17 protein-coding genes are annotated in these 16,218 nt (G+C 59.5%); 2 read left to right on the top strand and 15 right to left on the bottom strand.

Translation table 11 applies throughout. From position 1 onward, the window contains the following. Positions 1-110 precede the first annotated feature (110 nt). Both BS627_RS17375 and BS627_RS17370 read left to right on the top strand, forming a co-directional pair. Positions 111-1,304 (top strand): DNA recombination protein RmuC, encoded by a 1,194-nt coding sequence (locus BS627_RS17375; RefSeq protein ID WP_162520626.1) that lies wholly within the window; start codon positions 111-113, stop codon positions 1,302-1,304. 54 nt (positions 1,305-1,358) lie between these two features. Next, the gene (locus BS627_RS17370) at positions 1,359-2,258 is read left to right on the top strand and encodes a ribokinase (protein WP_077984430.1); all 900 of its coding nucleotides are present in this window, start codon (positions 1,359-1,361) and stop codon (positions 2,256-2,258) included. Positions 2,259-2,321: 63 nt separating this feature from the next. Here the strand turns inward: BS627_RS17370 and trmB are convergent, their stop codons facing one another. The 15 genes from trmB to trpS all read right to left on the bottom strand — a co-directional run bounded on the left by trmB (position 2,322) and on the right by trpS (position 16,184). Then, positions 2,322-3,020, bottom strand: coding sequence for a tRNA (guanosine(46)-N7)-methyltransferase TrmB (gene trmB / locus BS627_RS17365; RefSeq protein ID WP_003503731.1), 699 nt, complete (start codon positions 3,018-3,020; stop codon positions 2,322-2,324). 169 nt (positions 3,021-3,189) lie between these two features. Next, positions 3,190-4,452, bottom strand: a complete 1,263-nt coding sequence (gene metK, locus BS627_RS17360) for a methionine adenosyltransferase (RefSeq protein WP_077984429.1) — start codon at positions 4,450-4,452, stop codon at positions 3,190-3,192. Positions 4,453-4,642: 190 nt separating this feature from the next. Then, a complete protein-coding gene (locus BS627_RS17355) occupies positions 4,643-5,062 on the bottom strand; it encodes a helix-turn-helix domain-containing protein (protein ID WP_077984475.1) in 420 nt (139 codons plus the stop codon). Between the two features lie 139 nt (positions 5,063-5,201). Continuing rightward, on the bottom strand, positions 5,202-6,785 hold the full coding sequence (gene lnt, locus BS627_RS17350) for an apolipoprotein N-acyltransferase (RefSeq protein ID WP_077984428.1): 1,584 nt from the start codon (positions 6,783-6,785) through the stop codon (positions 5,202-5,204). 223 nt (positions 6,786-7,008) lie between these two features. Continuing rightward, positions 7,009-8,154 (bottom strand): hemolysin family protein, encoded by a 1,146-nt coding sequence (locus BS627_RS17345; protein WP_077984427.1) that lies wholly within the window; start codon positions 8,152-8,154, stop codon positions 7,009-7,011. Positions 8,155-8,169: 15 nt separating this feature from the next. Next, positions 8,170-8,676 carry an rRNA maturation RNase YbeY gene (gene ybeY / locus BS627_RS17340; RefSeq protein ID WP_077984426.1) on the bottom strand — a complete coding sequence of 169 codons (507 nt, stop codon included), beginning with the start codon at positions 8,674-8,676 and terminating at the stop codon, positions 8,170-8,172. A gap of 10 nt (positions 8,677-8,686) precedes the next feature. Then, entirely contained in the window at positions 8,687-9,742 is a 1,056-nt protein-coding gene (locus tag BS627_RS17335) for a PhoH family protein (RefSeq protein WP_077984425.1), read from the bottom strand. A gap of 40 nt (positions 9,743-9,782) precedes the next feature. Beyond that, complete coding sequence (gene miaB, locus BS627_RS17330) at positions 9,783-11,186, bottom strand: tRNA (N6-isopentenyl adenosine(37)-C2)-methylthiotransferase MiaB (RefSeq protein WP_162520625.1); 1,404 nt, start codon at positions 11,184-11,186, stop codon at positions 9,783-9,785. A gap of 65 nt (positions 11,187-11,251) precedes the next feature. Then, on the bottom strand, positions 11,252-12,046 hold the full coding sequence (gene olsA / locus BS627_RS17325; protein ID WP_077984424.1) for a lyso-ornithine lipid O-acyltransferase: 795 nt from the start codon (positions 12,044-12,046) through the stop codon (positions 11,252-11,254). Between the two features lie 30 nt (positions 12,047-12,076). Beyond that, positions 12,077-12,505, bottom strand: coding sequence for a Fur family transcriptional regulator (locus BS627_RS17320; RefSeq protein ID WP_077984423.1), 429 nt, complete (start codon positions 12,503-12,505; stop codon positions 12,077-12,079). 64 nt (positions 12,506-12,569) lie between these two features. After that, positions 12,570-13,064, bottom strand: a complete 495-nt coding sequence (locus BS627_RS17315) for a GNAT family N-acetyltransferase (RefSeq protein WP_077984422.1) — start codon at positions 13,062-13,064, stop codon at positions 12,570-12,572. 52 nt (positions 13,065-13,116) lie between these two features. After that, complete coding sequence (gene tsaB / locus BS627_RS17310) at positions 13,117-13,785, bottom strand: tRNA (adenosine(37)-N6)-threonylcarbamoyltransferase complex dimerization subunit type 1 TsaB (RefSeq protein ID WP_077984421.1); 669 nt, start codon at positions 13,783-13,785, stop codon at positions 13,117-13,119. 19 nt (positions 13,786-13,804) lie between these two features. Then, positions 13,805-14,368, bottom strand: a complete 564-nt coding sequence (locus tag BS627_RS17305) for a NifU family protein (protein WP_077984420.1) — start codon at positions 14,366-14,368, stop codon at positions 13,805-13,807. Between the two features lie 145 nt (positions 14,369-14,513). Beyond that, a complete protein-coding gene (locus BS627_RS17300; protein ID WP_003503758.1) occupies positions 14,514-15,005 on the bottom strand; it encodes a universal stress protein in 492 nt (163 codons plus the stop codon). A gap of 114 nt (positions 15,006-15,119) precedes the next feature. Next, entirely contained in the window at positions 15,120-16,184 is a 1,065-nt protein-coding gene (gene trpS / locus BS627_RS17295; RefSeq protein ID WP_077984419.1) for a tryptophan--tRNA ligase, read from the bottom strand. Between the last annotated feature and the right edge of the window lie 34 nt (positions 16,185-16,218).

Raw genomic sequence — 16,218 nt, 5'->3', positions numbered from 1 at the left:
AAACACGAGGTTCAAACCGCCTCCGGCATGTGCCCCGCCTGACTCATTTCTGCCGCAGGAATGTTCTTGTTTTGATCTTACGAATCATTGGAAATCTGTTAGATTTGGCCATGAGCATAGACTTTTCAGTTCTCCTTCAACCCGCGCTGCGGGCCGGCTCCGTCGATATCAGCTTCGGCGCGCTTCTCGCTGCCGCGGTTTTCGGCCTCGCCGTGGCGTGGCTTGTGACGGCAAACCGGTCGAAAAAGGCTGGAGCTGACGGTGAAATCTCCGATCTCCTGAAAACACAGTCCGAATTGCACGGGCGGATCGCGGCCATGGCGGAAACGCTTGGCACGCGCCAGACCGAGATGAGCCAGACGCTGAACCAGCGCCTCGACGGCATGTCGCAACGCCTTGGCGAAACGCTCACCGAGCAGACCCGCTCGACCCATGAAAATCTGAGCCGCCTTCAGGAGCGCCTGGCTGTCATCGATGCCGCGCAGGGCAATATTCAGGATCTGGCAAAAGACGTTGTCGGGCTTCAAGCCATTCTTTCCAACAAGCAGACACGCGGGGCTTTCGGGCAGGCGCGCATGGAAACGCTGATCGCCGATGCGCTTCCCGCCGGGGCGTTCCAGCTCCAGCCGACGCTTTCCAACGGTTATCGGCCCGACTGCATCATCAAGATGCCGAACAATGCGCCAGCACTGGTCATCGACGCCAAGTTTCCGCTGGAGGCATGGAATGCAATCAAGGCGGACGAGACGCCCGAAACCAAACGCGCCGCCGTCCAACAGTTCCGCCGCGATATGGAAGTGCATATTCGCGATGTGGCCGAGAAATACCTCATCCGCGGCGAGACACAGGATACGGCCTTCATCTTCGTGCCCTCCGAATCGATCTTCGCCGATATTCACCAGCATTTCGAATATCTGGTGCAGCGCGCCCATCGCGCCCGGGTCGTCATCGTTTCGCCGTCGCTGCTGATGCTCTCGGTACAGGTCATTCAGTCCGTTCTGAAAGACCAGCGCATGCGCGAGCAGGCGCATCTCATTCAGGGTGAAGTCGCCCTTCTGATGGACGATGTGCGGCGGCTGGACGACAGGACGCGCAAGCTGCAAGCCCATTTCGGGCTGGCCCAGAAAGACGTCGACATGATGCTGATCTCCTCCGACAAGGTGCTGGCGCGGGGCCAGAAGATCGAAGGCCTCGATTTTTCGCCGACGGAAAAAGAGGCTTCGCATGGAGAAATCGAGCAGGCCCGGCGCTTTGCGGAAAACCGGGCCGGTGCGGCGAAATTGCGGGTAGTTGACGACGAGTGATCGTCTCGGGCAAAGTCGCCGCCTTGCTCAAATTTCATACGGACCCAGCGCCCCATGATTACTGTTTTCGGTTCCATCAACATGGACCTCGTCGCCACCGCCAAACGCCTGCCCAAGCCCGGTGAAACCGTGACGGGCGAGGCCTTTTCCACTGCCGCCGGTGGCAAGGGCGCCAATCAGGCGCTGGCCGCGCGACGTGCGGGCGCCACGGTGAAGATGGCGGGGGCTGCGGGCGATGACACCTTTGCCGCACCGGCGCTGACCTTGCTGCGCGACGCCGGCACTGATCTCTCACTGGTGAAGACCACGCCCGGCCCTACGGGGACGGCAGTGATCCTTATCGGCGAAGGCGGGGAAAACATGATCTCGGTCATTCCCGCCGCCAATGGTGAAGTCTCCGCATCCGACGCCGCGAAAGCCCTGGCTGAAATGTCGGCGGGTGATATCTTGATGTTGCAGTTTGAGATACCCGCGTCCGCTATCGAAGCGGCGCTGACGGCTGCGAAGGCAAAGCGCGTCACCACCGTCATCAATACTGCGCCACTGACCGCGGATGGACCGCGCCTTGCGGGCCTTGCCGATATTGTCATCGCCAACGAAACCGAGTTCGAATTGCTGGTCGGAAAGAACGGCCTTTCCGCTTCTGAGCGGGAAAATGAACTGAAAACCCTGCACGACAGGACCGGCCAGACATTGATCGTAACGCTTGGCGCAGACGGCGTGATCGCCATGCGCAACGGCAAGGTTTTCCGGGCTTCCGGCCTCAAGATCGAGCCGGTCGATACGGTCGGTGCGGGCGATACTTTCTGCGGTTATCTTGCCGCCAGCCTCGATCAGGGGATGGATTTCGAAAAGGCGCTGAAGCGCGCCGCTGTCGCAGGCTCGCTCGCCTGCACGCGCGCCGGCGCGCAGCCTTCCATTCCGCTTGCAGCGGAAGTGGATGCGGCTCTCTGAGGGATATTTTCGTTAGCGCATTTTCCGGACGTAAAACCGCTGCGCAATTTTACTGGAAATGCTTTAGCGACGGATGAAAGTGAGATAGGCCGAGCTGCGGCCTTCTCTTTTCGCCTTGTTCTCGTAGCGCGTGCCCGGCCAGTTGGCATAGGGCGTGCGCCAGTCGTCAGCACTTGTTGCCGTCCATTCGAAGCCGCCGTGGCGGGCGCAATGCTGCAGCGTCCAGTTGACGTAGGTATCGATATCGGAAGCAAAGCAGAACTTGCCGCCGGGCTTCAACACACGATGGAAACGGGCAAGATTGACGTCGGAGACAAAACGGCGCTTCCAGTGCTTCTTCTTCGGCCACGGATCGGGATAAAGCAGGTCGATGTGATCGATCGATCCCTCGGGCAACCAGTCGAGCAACTGCGTCGCATCATCGTCGTAAAGGCGGATATTCATCAGCTCGCGTTCGCGGACCGTGGCGAGCAGCTTGGCCATGGAATTAACGAAGGGCTCGACGCCGATGAAACCCGTCTCGGGGTTTTCAACCGCGCGGTGAGCAAGATGCTCGCCGCCGCCGAAACCAATCTCCAGACGGATCGACCGCACATCCGCGGGAAAAAGAGCGGCAAGATTTTGCGGCGGGGCGCTTTCCAGATCGATTTTCAGCAAAGGCAACAGGTTCTCGATTGTATCGACCTGCTGATTGCGCAGAGGCTTACCCTTGCGTCTGCCAAAAAACGCTTCCGTCGCGCGCGAACGCCGTTCTTCCGTCATCTCATACTCTCAACAACAAATAGATTTAACCCGCACAGCACCGCGTTGGGCACTGTGCGGGTTACAAAAGGTGCAGTCGGTATCTCTCAATCGCCGCCGAATGACAAGCTTAGAAAGAGCCGCGCCTTCTCCGGACGTAAAACCGCGACGCAGTTTTACCGGAAATGCTTCAAGCGCTCAGAGCTTCCTTAAGCGGCTTCACCAGATCCAGCTTCTCCCAGGAGAAGGAGCCGTCGCGGCCGGCTTTCCGGCCGAAATGGCCATAGGAGGAGGTCTTGGCGTAGATCGGCTTGTTAAGATCGAGATGACGGCGAATGCCCGACGGCGACAGGTCCATGACCTTGCGGATCGCGGCTTCGACCTGATCTTCGCTGACCTTGCCGGTGCCATGCAGATCGACATAGATCGACAGCGGCTGGGCGACGCCGATCGCATAGGAAATCTGGATCGTGCAGCGCTCCGCCAGACCAGCAGCCACGACGTTTTTGGCGAGATAGCGGGCGGCATAAGCGGCGGAACGGTCGACCTTGGTCGTGTCCTTGCCGGAGAATGCGCCGCCGCCATGGGGAGCAGCACCGCCATAGGTATCGACGATGATCTTGCGGCCAGTCAGGCCGGCATCGCCATCGGGACCGCCGATGACGAACTTACCCGTCGGGTTGATATACCACTGGCAATCGTCAGCGATCTTCAGGTCACCCAGAGCTTCGCGAATATAGGGTTCGACGACCTCACGCACCTTCTTCGAGTCCCAGCTGGCATCGAGGTGTTGGGTGGACAGAACGATGGACACGGCTTCCGAAGCCTTGCCGTCGACGTAACGAACGGTCACCTGGCTCTTGGCGTCGGGGCCGAGCTTTGCCGCTTCGCCCTCACCGCTCTTACGGGCGGTGGCCAGCAGCTGCAAAATGCGGTGGGAATAATAGATCGGCGCCGGCATCAGGTCCGGCGTTTCCTTGCAGGCGTAACCGAACATGATGCCCTGGTCACCGGCGCCCTCGTCGCCCTGCTTGTCGGAAGCGTTATCCACGCCCTGCGCGATATCGGCAGACTGCGGGTGCAGGAGAACGTCGATCTTGGCGGTCTTCCAGTGGAAACCATCCTGCTCGTAACCGATGTCGCGGATCGCCTTGCGGGCGGCGGACTTGAACTTCGAAGGGTTGATGACCGGGTGGCCAGCGGCGTCCTTGAGAACCTTGCCGTCCTTGTCCTTCTTCAGAAGCGTATCGGGAACCCGAACCTCACCGGCGATAACGACGCGGTTGGTGGTCGCAAGCGTTTCGCATGCGATGCGCACGGTCCACGGGTCAACGCCCGTCTTGGACGCTTCACGATAGATGAGATCCACGATTTCATCGGAGATACGATCACAAACCTTGTCCGGATGACCCTCAGCCACGGACTCGCTGGTGAACAGATAATTGGCACGCATGCGGGATTCCCCTCAAAGAACGGTCTTGGAGTTTGTTAGTCATTTCGGTCGTGAAAAACAAGGACACAACCACATAAATATATCTTTATGTGAGAATTCCTTTCTAATCGCGCACAAAAAAACGGTCCTTGCGGACCGTTGAGTGCCCGGCATCCCGTGCCGGAAATTTTCTGCGTCGCGCGGGCTGCGCTTACTCGGCGTCACCCTCAGCGGCGAGCGCCTTGACGAGATCGACGAGACGGCGGCGAACCTTCGGATCGGCGATCTTCACGAAGGCGCGGTTCAGCTGCAGACCTTCAGCCGAGGACAGAAAGTCGACCACGTAATTGGAGCTAGAGGCTTCTGCCATACCGGTCGTGCCACCAGCCTGATCGCCGGGTGCATCCTCGAAGAAAAAGGAAACGGGCACATTGAGAATACCGGAAATATTCTGGAGGCGGCTGGCGCCGACGCGGTTCGTGCCTTTTTCATATTTCTGGATTTGCTGAAAGGTAATTCCGAGGCTTTCGCCAAGCTTTTCCTGACTCATGCCCAGCATGGTTCTGCGAAGGCGAATTCGGCTTCCGACATGAATGTCGATCGGGTTAGGCTTTTTCTTATTCTCGGTCATCATGCGGTCCTGACACTCGGAAAGGGTTGATATCTCGCTTCATTACATTTCGAAGAAATGAGTCGGCAATTCGACAGCGTCTAAACTTGTTTTACGACTGACGTATTCACTATGCAATTACAGGGGTTCCCGGTCAATTCTAGCGCCGAGCGAAACTCAAGGCGGGAAATACCGCAACGATCATCAAGATAGAAAAAATCAACCAGAAATACGTCCGATGTGTGTCGTAAGTAAATGCGTCGTTTGACCCACCACTCAAAGTGGCGTCAACAATTCCCACCCGACCGTAATCGAGCCCCGCAATAATGCGGCCATAGGGGTCTATGACGGCTGAAATCCCGGTATTCGCGCCGCGAATCACCGGCACGCCCGTCTCAACGGCCCGGACTCTCGCCTGCAGAAAATGCTGATAGGGGCCAGGCGTATCACCGAACCAGCCATCATTGGTCACATTCAGGATGGCGGCCGAGCCAGCCAGCCCCGGCGTCATCTCACCCGGGAAAATGATCTCGTAACAGATGAGAGGATAGAAGGTCTTACCCGAAGGAAGAGTGAGCGGCGTGCGCGAGGAAGCGGCGGAAAAGCCACCCGGCAAAGCGATGACATTGTCGATGCCGAATTCCCGCAGGATACCTTCAAAGGGAACGTATTCGCCAAAGGGGGTCAGATGCACCTTGTCGGTCGCGCCGATGATCTCGCCCTGGCTGTCGATCGCATAGACCGAATTGTAATAACGCGGCGGACGGCCTGCACCCTGATCTTCCATTCTGACGGCGCCGGTGAACAGCACCTGCCCATCCTCCAGCGTTTTGGCGATTTCCGCCAAAGCATCCGGATTTTGCGTCAGAATGAACGGCACGGAGGTTTCCGGCCAGACGATGATATCAGGGCGCTTTTTCCCTTCGCCCGGCGGCAGAGCCGAGAGCCGCAGATGCTCGCCGAAAATCTCCGCCCTGTCCGCGTTCAGCATCTTGCGTGACTGATCGATGGAAGGCTGCACAATCCGAACGGTCAGTGCGTCTGCGGGCACCTCCGCCGGCGTCTGGAGACGGTAAAAGCCATACCCGAAATGGCCGGCCAGCAGCAGGCCCGCCACAGCGAGACCCGGCCACATGCCTTTTTTCGTGCCTATCAGTGCGGGCGAGGCGAAGATGAAAACCGCAAGCGTCGTTATGCTGAAAAGGCCAAGCAGATGCACCGATTGCATCATGATCGGGACGGGCATGATGCCGTAGCCAATCGCGTTCCAGGGAAAGCCGGTGGCCAGGAAGCTGCGCAGCCATTCTGAAAAACCGAACGCGGCAGCAAGTGCAGCGATACGGCCGAGGCCCTCCGACCAGAGGAGGTTGGCTGCCGCAACCGCAAAACCGTAAAACAATGCCAGAAAAGCGGGGAGGCCAAGAATGGCGAGCGGCAGCGCCCAGGCGAATTCATCGGCCTCCAGCAGAAGAGCATTGCCGAGCCACCATAGGCCCGCCACGAAGTAACCGAGCCCGAAACACCAGCCGATGCCGAAGGCCGGCATGACGCGGCTGAAGAGGCCGCCCCCAGGTTTGCCTGTGCAGCCGTCCACGAGCCAGACAAGTAGGGTGAAAGAGAAAAACAGCGCCGCGAAAAAGCCGAATGGAGGCAGAGCGAGCGCCCCGACCGCACCTGCAGCAATCGCCATAACTGCGCGGCTCATGCCGCCGGCCAGCATTACCCTGCCTGCAAGACGCTCCATGCCATCTCCGTTTATGCGCGTCGGGAAAAGCCCGCAGCCGACAAGGCCGCGCCGCGGAATTTTCCCTCAGACCCGACGTAAAGGAAAAAAGATTCGCAGTCCACAGGAGGCATGGCGACCGAAGCGCCATATGTTCTTTTCGACGCCGAACACGGGCATTCATAGCTGCCGGATTGAGAGATGTCGAAAAAGGGCGCGACGGGGAAAACCCCGTCGACCTTTCTTAATCGGCATTCTGCTGATGCGTGATGAGGCGAACATCGGGCGCAGGCAGCGCAATCACCTCATTGGCGTCCGCTTCGCCCGGAGCGCGATCATCCTCACCTTCGGAGCCGTGATCCCGGACGATACGAACGCCCTTGATGCGCCTGCTATCGGCATCGAGTATCTGGAACTCGAAACCTGGCACGGCCCGAACCACCTCGCCCTTGGCCGGAATACGGCCGAGCGCGAAGAAGATGAGACCGCCGAGCGTATCTATTTCCTCCAGGTGTTCACGAACATCGAATGCCGGACCGATCGCCTCGGCAAGTTCGGTGAGTTCCGCACGTGCATCCGCGACAAGCACATCGGCGGAAAGACGCGAAAACATCGCCTCGTCCTTGTCGTGCTCGTCATCGATGTCGCCTATGACCATTTCGACGATATCCTCGTGGCTGACGAGACCGTCGGTGCCGCCATATTCATCGATCACCAGCGCAAGCTGGGTTCTCTGGGCCTGCATCGTCTTCAAAAGGTCGGAGGCCAGCATGGAGGGCGGCGCAAAAAGAATTTTGCGAACCAGTCCGGCATCGGCGACCGTCTGCTCCAGATCGACACGTCCCAGGTCGAAATTCGGCCGCGGTGAACGCGGCGCCTTCACCTCACCGAAAGCAACGCTTCGCGAACCGGCCCGGCGTTTGTTGCGGGCCTGCTTGGCGACATAGGCCAGCAGATCGCGAATGTGGATCATGCCCTTCGGGTTATCCAGCGTCTCGTCATAGACAGGCATACGGGAACGCCCCGTTTCCTCGAAGAGGATCAGCGCCTCGCCGATCGTCATATTCTCATCGAGGCCATCAATATCCACGCGAGGGATCATGATGTCTTCGACCCGAACCTCGCGGAAACGCAGGATATTGTTGAGCATAGCCCGTTCTTCGGGCGAAAAGGCCGCACCGATTTCGGTGTCGTCCATCAGCGCGTCGGTCAAATCCTCGCGCAGGCGCTCGCCCTGAGATGGTTTCAGCAACCGTGCGATGCGTGACCAGATGGTCGATTTCGGTTTGGCATTGTAGTCCTGACGTAAGTGACTACTGCCCTCCTCCGAAGAGGACTGCTCGCCGTTTTCTCTGCCCTCATTGGCAGGTCGTGCAGAATGTTCGTTCATGGCTCCAGACAATATTTAAAGCGGTTCCTGACCCGCGTAAGGATCAGATAGGCCAAGCACCGCCAAAATGCGAGTCTCAAGCGACTCCATTTCTTCCGCTTCTTCCTCGTCCATATGGTCATAACCGAACAAATGCAGGAACCCATGAACGAGCAGATGGGTCAGATGATCCTCGAAACTCTTCTCAAGTTCAAGGGCTTCGCGCTCAACCGTCTCGCGCGCGATGACGATATCGCCCAGCATGGGGCCCGGCATTGCGCCCGGCTCCAGCGGAAAAGCCGGGAAAGACAGGACATTGGTCGCCTTGTCCTTGTCACGCCATTCGGCGTTGATTTCCCGGATATTTTCGTCGTCGGTGAAGACCAGCGACAGCTCCACTGGCATTTTCGGGAAGGGTTGGTCCTCTTCCCGCTTCAGGAAATCGACCGCCGCATCCAGCACCCTGGTGGCAAAGGCAGCCAAGTCCTCTTCCGAGGACCAGCCTTCGGCCTCGACGCTGATTTGAATATCCAGAACTGTCATCGTCTTTATGTCAGTCGCCCTTCAGGAGGCTCTCATCCGGCACCGCCGTATGGGACTCATAGGCCCGGACGATACGCGCCACCATCGGATGGCGAACAACATCGACGTCCTTGAAGCGCACGACGGACACGCCTTCCACATCGCCAAGGATTTGCAGGGCCTCGACAAGACCGGATTTCACGCCGCGCGGCAAATCCACCTGGCTCGGGTCGCCGGTCACGATCATGCGGCCGTTCTCGCCAAGGCGGGTAAGGAACATCTTCATCTGCATGGTCGTGGTATTCTGGGCTTCGTCCAGAATGACGGCGGCGTTGGCCAGCGTGCGGCCGCGCATGAAGGCGAGCGGCGCGATTTCGATGACGCCCGCCTGAATGGCGCGCTCCACCTTGTCGCCCGGCATCATGTCATAAAGCGCGTCGTAAAGCGGGCGCAGATACGGATCGACCTTTTCCTTCATGTCGCCCGGCAGGAAGCCAAGACGCTCACCCGCTTCGACGGCGGGGCGTGAGAGGATGATGCGGTCAACCGCACCGCGCTCCAGAAGCTGCGCCGCATGAGCGACGGCAAGATAGGTCTTGCCGGTGCCGGCGGGACCGACACCGAAAACCAGTTCGGATTGTTCCAGCGCCCGCATATAGACGTCCTGCGTCGGCGTGCGGGCAGCGATGGTCTTCTTGCGTGTGGAAATCTGCGCCATGGAAATCTTCGCCTTGCGTTCCATCGTCGGCAAGGTCAACTGGTCGTCCGCGGCCACAGCCATGCGGATCGCGCCTTCGACATCGGAAACCTCGGCGGTTCCGCCCTTGAGCAGCCGTTCATAAAGGAAATCCAACGCCCGACGAGCCTGATTGGTGGCAACGACATCGCCGGTGATGGCGACGGAATTGCCGCGCGGTCGAGCGTCGATATTGAGGCGCTGCTCCAGGAGCTTCAGGTTCTGATCGAACTGACCGAATAGCTCTCCCGCTATCCTGTTATTCTCGAACGTGAGGACGAAGTGATTGGCGTCGGTCGCGGCTTGGCGTGGCTGGCGCGATGAATTTGATACCAATTCGTGTGCGTTCAAGCGGTCAGGCTCCTGTCCCAATCAGTGTCGGCTCCTCACTCTAACTCCCTGCCACCTCGGCAAACAAGCTGTTTGGACCCGTTGCGGTGATTCGTACATTAACAATGTCACCGATTTTCAACGTCTTTGCATCAAGATTCACGGATTGCAGCCACGGAGAGCGACCTATCAACTGCTCAGGCATGCGACCGGGCTTTTCCAGCAACACATCCATGGTTTTTCCGACCAGCGATTCAGCAAATTCCTTCTGCTGCCGCAGCAACAGGGCCTGCAATCTTTCCAGTCGTTCGGCCTTCACCTCTTCCGCAACCTGATCGGTGAGATCGGCTCCCGGCGTGCCGGGGCGGGTGGAGTATTTGAACGAGAAGGCCTGCGCATATTTCACGGTCTCGACCATCGCCATCGTATCTTCGAAATCGCGATCCGTCTCGCCGGGGAAGCCGACAATAAAATCCCCCGACATGGCGATATCAGGGCGCGCGCTCCGGATTTTTTCAATGAGCTGGATATATTCCTCACCCGTATGGCGACGGTTCATCGCTTTGAGAATGCGATCCGAGCCGGACTGAACAGGCAGGTGCAGATAGGGCATCAGGATGCGCAGATCGCGATGCGCGCCGATCAGGCGCTCGTCCATGTCGCGCGGATGGCTTGTGGTGTAGCGAAGCCGTGCAAGGCCGGGAATTTCCGCCAGCCGGTAAAGCAGTTCGGCAAGGCCCCATTTCTCGCCCTTCGGGCCTTCGCCCTGCCAGGCATTGACGTTTTGGCCCAGCAGCGTGATCTCGCGCACGCCGGCATCGACGAGCTTCATCGCTTCATCGACGATCTGGCGCACGGGGCGGGAGACTTCCGAACCGCGCGTATAGGGCACGACACAGAAGGTACAGAACTTGTCGCAACCTTCCTGCACGGTCAGGAACGCCGTGACGCCGCGTGTCCGCAATGTCGCTTTCTCCGCGACCGGCAGGTGCTCGAACTTGTCCTCAACCGCATACTCGGTCTCGATGACGCGCTCACCGCCGCGCACCCGCTTTAAGGCGTCAGGCAGGCGGTGATAGGTCTGCGGGCCGATCACGACATCGACGGCGGGCGCGCGGCGCAGGATTTCCTCGCCTTCCGCCTGCGCGACACAGCCGGCAACGCCGATCATGAATTCGCGGCCCTGCTCTTCGCGCGATTTTTTCATGTCGCGCAGGCGGCCAAGCGCCGAATAGACCTTTTCAGCCGCCTTTTCACGGATATGACAGGTGTTCAGCAGAACCAGATCCGCCTCGCCCATATCCTCGGTCTGAACGTAACCGTCCTTCGCCAACGCATCGCTCATACGGACGGAATCGTAGACATTCATCTGACAGCCATAGGTCTTGATGAAGACCTTTCGGCTGTTCGAACCGTTGCGGGCGATCATGGGTGTGGCGTCAAGGCCAAGCGTTTCCTGGGTCATGGCGGCTATCTAGTGTTTTTCCCGGCCAGATTAAACAGAAAAATGCCGGAAAAGCTACGATCTCGCTAATTCCGCCAGCCGCCGCGCAGGCTGAAGGCCAGCATGGAGCGGATGGCGGCGGCAACATCGGTCGCCAAGCGCTTACGGTTATCCGTGCTGTGGAACGGAACGCTGTCACCGAATGTCACGTCGACATCGATGGCGCCGGCCCTGATGATGCCGAGCAGATGCGGCACGAGCGTGATGCTGCCCGGCCAGGCGGCGATGACGCGATGGTAACGCCCCATGGCCATGCCCTGCACCCTTGTATAGGCAATGGCGACCGGCTGGACATAAACCAGCTTTCCCGGCACCTGTTCAGCGGCGGTGGAGGCCGCGCCGAAGAGCGAGGATTTGACGGCGAGCATGCGGTTACCGTCCGAGGTGGTGCCTTCGGGGAACAGGACGACAATTTCGCCATCCGCCATGCGACTGGCGATCTCGCTCACCTGCGCGCCGGTGCTGCGCTTCTGCTCACGCTGAACGAAGATGCTTTTCTGCAAGCGGGCGAGCCAGCCGAACACCGGCCAGTCCCGCACCTCGGTCTTGGCAATGAATACCACATCGGCAATGCTGCCCAAAACGAGGATATCCTTCCACGAGGCATGATTGACCGCCAGCATCAGCGGTTTCGCCCGCTCCACATCGCCGTGCACATGAACGCGGATGCCGAGGACATGGCAGGCGATGCGATGCCAGAGGCGCGGAATGCGACGGCGAAGCCGCCAGTCGAAGGCAAGGCCCAGCAGTTGAAGCGGCAGCAAGACAAGCGTGACGATCAGGAGAATGACCGCAATATAGGCTGTCCGGAGCCACATCATGGGAAAAACGCCCGCTCGTTCACCGGGGTCTCAACGTTCGCCTGGCTTCAACGGCACGCCGTAAAGTTCTAGTCGGTGATCCACGAGCTTGAAGCCGTGTTCACGGGCGATCTTTTCCTGAAGGGCCTCGATCTCGGCTGAATGAAATTCGATGACCACGCCGTTCTTCAAATCGATCAGGTGATCATGATGTTCTTCGGGCACGGTCTCGTAGCGCGAGCGGCCGTCGCGAAAATCGTGACGCTCGATGATGCCGGCATCCTCGAACAGCTTCACCGTTCTGTAGACGGTGGAAATCGAGATGCGCGGGTCCACGGCGGAGGAACGGCGGTAAAGCTCTTCGACATCGGGATGGTCGGCTGACTCCTGAAGGACGCGGGCGATAACACGGCGTTGATCCGTCATCCGCATGCCGCGTTCGGCACAAAGCTCCTCCAGCGTTTTCGAAAGGTCTGTCACGTCTTCTGGCCTTTTGAGACTCGCGGTTTGCGGCTTTCGCCGAAAAAATGCCTGTCGCAGGGAACTAGCGAAGATCGCGGCGCATGACAAGCGCCGTCGACTTCGTTCCATCCTTGGCGGTGTAATAGGCCTTGCGTTCCGCGACAGTTTTGAAGCCGAGCTTCTTATAGAGCCCGACGGCGGAGGCGTTATTATTATCCACCTCGAGAAACATGGTTTCCGCGCCGCGCATCATCGCCTCGCGGATAGCCGATTGCATCAGACGCCAGCCGAGCCCCGCGCGTGCGAACTTGTCGGCCACGGCAACGGTCAGGATTTCCGCCTCGCCCGCCACTTCCCGCGCCAGCACGAAACCACCGAGCGGCTTGCTGAAAAAGGCGTTGGTCTGGCGTGCGACAGCACCGAAAACAGCCCCTTGCGTGAGCAGGCCGGAAAACTCCCCGTCGTTCCACGGGCGCGGAAAGCGCAGCGCATGCAACTCCGCCACCGCGGCGCAATCCTCATGCTGCATCGGCACAATCTCGAAATAGGGTTTCCAGGTCAGATAGTCGTCAAACATAACAGGAATCGGGCATCACGGGAATCATTCGCACAGGCTGACGAATGCCCTATCAGGCAACGCCCTGACGTGCCAGCGCAAAACCGGTCTGCGGCCGGGCGTCCGGCCCGCGCAGGTAAAGCGGCGAAGGTTTCGGCTGGCCAGCCGGCTTACGCGCAGCAGCAAACGCGACCGAAGCGACCGGGAAGTGATCCGGCCCCGAACCCGCCTCCGACCCTGCCAAAAGCGGCGCGGCTGAACCGATGACGACGCCGTCGAAACAACTAGTGGCCGTTCGGGCGTCGTCCAGAGACAGAAGCGCGGCATCGCGCAGCGGCGCCCCATCCGCGCCGAATGTTTGGAGATAAGCTTCGCCGCGTTTGGCATCCAGCCCGACTGCCACGGGCCGGCCGGGATTTTCGAGCAGATGATGAAGCGCCAGCGTTTCAAGCGTGGTGACGCCCACGGCCTCGACGCCGAGCGACAGGGCAAAGCCGCGTGCGGCAGCGACCCCGACGCGGATACCGGTGAAAGACCCCGGCCCGATCGTCACGGCAATGCGTTCGACATTCTGGAGCGACAGTTGCGCCTGCTCCAGAGCGCCGTCGATCACCGCCATCAACCTTTCGGCATGGCCCTTGCCGATCGTTTCGCAGACCTCGCCGAGCACCCTGTCAAACGTGCTGTCATAGACGCAGGCGGAACAATCCACGCCTGAAGTGTCGAGTGCGAGAACAATCATGATGGCCTGGCTTGCGCTTTTATACCGCTTCGACTTCGCGCACTTCCGGCACGAAATGGCGAAGCAGATTCTGAACGCCGTGTTTCAGCGTGGCGGTGGAGGACGGGCAACCCGAGCAGGCGCCCTTCATGTTCAGGAACACCGTACCGTCGCGGAAACCGCGGAAAGTGATATCGCCGCCATCCTGTGCCACAGCGGGGCGGACGCGGGTATCCAGCAGTTCCTTGATGGTGGCGACGATGGTTTCGTCACCCTCTTCGAAGAACTCGCCTTCCTCATCCGAGACTTCGGCCGCAATCGCCGTACCCATGATCGGCCGGCCGGACATGAAATGTTCCATGATCGAGCCGAGGATGGCAGGTTTCAGATGCTGCCATTCCGCATCGTCCTTGGTCACGGTGATGAAATCAAAACCGAAATAGACCCCGGTCACACCCGGAATGGTGAAAAGGCGTTCCGCCAGGGGCGAGGCCTGCGCCTGCGACGCATTGAGAAATTCCGCTGTGCCGCTTTCCAGCACCACCTTGCCCGGCAGGAACTTCAGCGTGGCGGGATTGGGCGTGGCTTCCGTCTGAATGAACATCGTCGTCTCCTTCGAGGCCGCGGTTCACGCCCCGTAATTTAGAATTCTTCCAAAAAATACGCCCGGCGAAGCTACACTTCAAGCCCTGACATGATAATTACATTCAAGAAATCGTCAGCCCCTAAATCTTGCCCCAACCCCGGCGTCAGCAGAGTGCGTCGATTTCCTCGTCCGACAGAGTATCCGGCAGTACGGTGACGGGGATCGGGAAGGCTGCCCCTCGCCCGGCGATGGAGGAAACGAGCGGTCCCGGCCCTTCTTTAGTCGAGCCTGCTGCCAGAACGAGAATCGCGATATCGCGGTCTTCCTCGATCAACCCGTGGATCTGCTCGGTTGCGCTGCCTTCACGGATCACCGCTTCCGGCTCGATGCCGATGGTCTCACGCACCTTCTGGGCAATCTTCGCAAGCGTGGCTTCCGCCTCCTCCCGCGCCTCGGCCCGCATGATCTGCTCGACACCCAGCCATTGCTGGAAATCGCCTTCCGGGATCATGTAGAGCAGTACCAGACCGCCATTGGAGTTCTTGGCGCGACGACCGGCATAGTGCACGGCCCTTTCGCATTCCGGTGTGTCATCGATAACAGCGAGAAACTTGCGACGATGCCCTTCCAGACGCGACAGCCGTTTTGAAACCATTCTGCACTCCCTAGGTCCGCCGTGATCCGCAAAACCGCCCGACGGTTCGGGCGGAGATTATATCAAATCACGGCAGGCGCAAACCGCCAGCCGCATTCGCGCAGCAGCGACCTGTCAGCGCAGGAAGCCGATGATGTCGCGCACTTCGTTCATCGTCTTTTCGGCAATGGTGCGCGCCCGCTCGCCGCCTTGGCTGAGGATGGCGTCGATATGGGTCGGGTCATCGAGAAGGCGGCGCATCTCGTTATTGACGGGGGCCAGAACATGGACGGCAAGCTCGACCAGGGCCGGCTTGAAGGCCGAGAACTGCTGTCCGCCGAATTCGGAAAGAACATCCGCCTTGGTCCTGTCGGAAAGCGCGGCATAGATGCCGACGAGGTTTTCGGCCTCGGGGCGACCCTTCAGGCCTTCCACTTCGCTCGGCAGCGCATCCGGATCGGTCTTTGCCTTCTTGATCTTCTTCGAGATCGCATCGACATCGTCCATCAGATTGATGCGCGACAGATCGGAGGGATCGGACTTCGACATCTTCTTGGTGCCGTCCTTCAGCGACATCACGCGCGGCGCCGGGCCACCGATCAGCGGCTCCACCATAGGGAAATAGGCGTGCACCGGCTCATCGCCCACGGTGATATCCAGCCCGAGGCCCGCCTTGCGGATATGGTCGCCGAAATCGATGTTGAATTTCTGGGCTATATCGCGAGCAAGTTCAAGATGCTGCTTCTGGTCGTCGCCGACAGGAACGTGGGTGGCGCGATAAACAAGGATGTCCGCGGCCATCAGGCTCGGATAGGCGAGCAGTCCAAGCGACACCTGCTCGGTATTCTTGCCGGACTTGTCCTTGAACTGCGTCATGCGCTCCATCCAGCCGATGCGCGCCACGCAGTTGAACACCCAGGCCAGTTCGGCATGCTGCGGCACCGCCGATTGGTTGAAGACGATGTGCTTCACGGGGTCGATGCCGGCGGCGATAAAGGCGGCCGCAATCGAGCGGGTCTGCGCCTTCAGGTCGGAGTGAACGAGTTGGGCGGTGATGGCATGCATATCGACGACGCAATAGATGCAGTCGTTATCTTCCTGCAGTGCCACAAATTTGCGGATGGCGCCGAGATAATTGCCGAGATGCAGATTGCCGGTCGGCTGGACGCCCGAGAAAACCAGCGGCTTGAATGCGTTCATTGTCGTCCTCGAAAAGGCTTGTGGAGGGCCCCGC

Source organism: Agrobacterium salinitolerans (assembly GCF_002008225.1).
Classification (GTDB): Bacteria; Pseudomonadota; Alphaproteobacteria; order Rhizobiales; family Rhizobiaceae; genus Agrobacterium; species Agrobacterium salinitolerans.
This window is presented reverse-complemented; position numbering and strand designations above follow the sequence as displayed.

Excerpts from the sequence above, each read along its gene's own strand:
- miaB (WP_162520625.1), bottom strand. The coding sequence starts at position 11,186 with ATGACCCAGGAAACGCTTGGCCTTGACGCCACACCCATGATCGCCCGC.
- BS627_RS17345 (WP_077984427.1), bottom strand. The coding sequence starts at position 8,154 with ATGAACGAACATTCTGCACGACCTGCCAATGAGGGCAGAGAAAACGGC.
- metK (WP_077984429.1), bottom strand. The coding sequence starts at position 4,452 with ATGCGTGCCAATTATCTGTTCACCAGCGAGTCCGTGGCTGAGGGTCAT.
- ybeY (WP_077984426.1), bottom strand. The coding sequence starts at position 8,676 with ATGACAGTTCTGGATATTCAAATCAGCGTCGAGGCCGAAGGCTGGTCC.
- trpS (WP_077984419.1), bottom strand. The coding sequence starts at position 16,184 with ATGAACGCATTCAAGCCGCTGGTTTTCTCGGGCGTCCAGCCGACCGGC.
- BS627_RS17305 (WP_077984420.1), bottom strand. The coding sequence starts at position 14,368 with ATGTTCATTCAGACGGAAGCCACGCCCAATCCCGCCACGCTGAAGTTC.
- lnt (WP_077984428.1), bottom strand. The coding sequence starts at position 6,785 with ATGGAGCGTCTTGCAGGCAGGGTAATGCTGGCCGGCGGCATGAGCCGC.
- BS627_RS17375 (WP_162520626.1), top strand. The coding sequence starts at position 111 with ATGAGCATAGACTTTTCAGTTCTCCTTCAACCCGCGCTGCGGGCCGGC.
- BS627_RS17355 (WP_077984475.1), bottom strand. The coding sequence starts at position 5,062 with ATGACCGAGAATAAGAAAAAGCCTAACCCGATCGACATTCATGTCGGA.
- tsaB (WP_077984421.1), bottom strand. The coding sequence starts at position 13,785 with ATGATTGTTCTCGCACTCGACACTTCAGGCGTGGATTGTTCCGCCTGC.
- BS627_RS17300 (WP_003503758.1), bottom strand. The coding sequence starts at position 15,005 with ATGGTTTCAAAACGGCTGTCGCGTCTGGAAGGGCATCGTCGCAAGTTT.
- BS627_RS17370 (WP_077984430.1), top strand. The coding sequence starts at position 1,359 with ATGATTACTGTTTTCGGTTCCATCAACATGGACCTCGTCGCCACCGCC.
- BS627_RS17315 (WP_077984422.1), bottom strand. The coding sequence starts at position 13,064 with ATGTTTGACGACTATCTGACCTGGAAACCCTATTTCGAGATTGTGCCG.
- trmB (WP_003503731.1), bottom strand. The coding sequence starts at position 3,020 with ATGACGGAAGAACGGCGTTCGCGCGCGACGGAAGCGTTTTTTGGCAGA.
- olsA (WP_077984424.1), bottom strand. The coding sequence starts at position 12,046 with ATGATGTGGCTCCGGACAGCCTATATTGCGGTCATTCTCCTGATCGTC.